The sequence below is a fragment of the Kocuria sp. ZOR0020 genome (assembly GCF_000800955.1).
GTDB classification, from domain to species: Bacteria; Actinomycetota; Actinomycetes; order Actinomycetales; family Micrococcaceae; genus Kocuria; species Kocuria subflava.
The window spans coordinates 1-1,601 of record NZ_JROX01000455.1; the positions used below are offsets into that span (position 1 = coordinate 1).

Annotated in this window: 2 protein-coding genes and 1 pseudogene; all 3 read right to left on the bottom strand. The window is 65.5% G+C overall.

Translation table 11 applies throughout. The annotated features are described in order from the left end of the window. Positions 1 to 571 (bottom strand): annotated as a pseudogene (locus L979_RS14145) (transposase family protein); the annotation flags it as partial. 97 nt (positions 572 to 668) lie between these two features. After that, positions 669 to 1,259: a hypothetical protein gene (locus L979_RS14150; RefSeq protein ID WP_052209921.1), complete on the bottom strand. Its 591-nt coding sequence runs from the start codon at positions 1,257 to 1,259 to the stop codon at positions 669 to 671. Then, on the bottom strand, positions 1,256 to 1,510 hold the full coding sequence (locus L979_RS14155; RefSeq protein WP_047692923.1) for a hypothetical protein: 255 nt from the start codon (positions 1,508 to 1,510) through the stop codon (positions 1,256 to 1,258). Before L979_RS14155 ends, L979_RS14150 begins: the two co-directional genes overlap by 4 nt. Between the last annotated feature and the right edge of the window lie 91 nt (positions 1,511 to 1,601).

The following is a 1,601-nucleotide window of genomic DNA, read 5'->3' on the forward strand; positions in this document are numbered from 1 at the left end:
TGAGGTCGATGATCACGGTGACGTACTTGTCGCCGCGGCGGGTGTGGCGCCAGACGTGCTCGTCGACGCCGATGACCGCGACGCCGTCGAAGCGCTGGACGTCGTCGATCAGGACGCGCCTGCCCTCGGCCAGGACCGCGTCGTTGGCGGTGTTCCACGACACCGCCAACCCCTGCGCGATCCGAGCAACACTCAGGTGCTGGACCACCAGAGCTTCCAGCGCCCAGCGCAGCGCGCGGCGGGACAGCTTCGCCCGAGGTTCGGCGGCCCGACCGGTGTCCTGACGCCACACGTGGCCGCAGCCGCTGCACTGGTAGCGACAGATCCTCACCAGCAGCGTGGTCGGCCGCCAGCCCAGCGGCTCGTGCGCCAGCACTCGGGTCACGGTGTCCCGTACGGCGCCCTCGCAGCCGCAGCGTCGGCACCACTGGTCGGCCTCATCGTCATCGACGACCCGACACGCCAGCGCCGCCCGGTCCGGCTCGAGCCGCTGGCCGGTCACCTCCAGGCCGAGCTCGTCCAGGCGGCAGAACGTAGAGAGGTCAGGGGTCGCGAAGATAGCGTCAGGCACGTCGAGGTCTTCCAGATGGGCTATGTAGGAACTCCCATCCTTGGAAGACCTCGACCCCTACCCGGTCACCGATGCGCCGACACCGTGCAGCACGCCGCTACACCCCTGGTTTGCGAAGAGTCCCTGTACCTACCGAGGCTTCGTTGAGCGCTGGTCTTCCTGTGTCCCTTTTGAGGAACGCGTAGGGGAAGGATCTGCCGAAGACCTCCCAGCCGTCAGCTTCCAGGGCAGCGATCTTCTTGGCACCGACGACGCGGCGGTGTTCCCACTGGGTCGACGACCGAACTACATGGTGGTGGGCTATTCCGAAGCCGACGCTGTGCCACCCGTAGCGACCAGCAAGGTTGAGCTCCTCCATCTCGTCGAAGAGTCCGACCGGACCCAGCAGCCGCTCGTCCGCGTCGAGGTCTTGGGCAGGGAGGTTCTTCGGCGGACTGAATCGCTTCTGCGCTGCCTGTTTCGAAATCCCAAGGGTCTTACCGACATCACCCCATGTAGTGCCCGCCGCACGAGCAGTCAGCACACTCATCTGGAGCAGCTGACGTGCCTCACGCTCGATCCGATGGGCGGCTTTCACCACCTGGAGGAAATCTTCTGGGCTCTTCGGCTCAGCCACCGGACTCAAAGCGCTCAGCGCATCCTGCAGTTTGTCTCGCGCGGATGGCTCATTCGTCGCCTCGGCGCTCATTCTGCGTCGTCGTCCTTGGGCAGCGTCTTCGAGGGGATCCACTCGCCCCTGGCCTGACGCGGGCGCTTGCCCCACCAGGCCAGGTATGAGCCGATGCCCACGCACGCGATGATGACGACCGTCGTGGTGATCTGCATCCATGTAGTGCTTGCCAGGATGTCGAACACCACCAGCAGACCAAGGGCGACCGGTACGTACAGCAGGACGACGCCCAACGTGTAGCTGGTGGGGGTCTTCTTCTCACGAACCATGGGTCAACCATAGGTTGACGCCGCCGTGGCGTCAACCATAAGCTGACGCAAGCCTCTGTCGAGGAGGCAGTCGCGGCGGCCCGCCGACTCA

What these genes read in the sequence shown, in the direction of transcription:
- L979_RS14150 (WP_052209921.1), bottom strand. Translation starts at nt 1,259, where the DNA reads ATGAGCGCCGAGGCGACGAATGAGCCATCCGCGCGAGACAAACTGCAG.
- L979_RS14155 (WP_047692923.1), bottom strand. Translation starts at nt 1,510, where the DNA reads ATGGTTCGTGAGAAGAAGACCCCCACCAGCTACACGTTGGGCGTCGTC.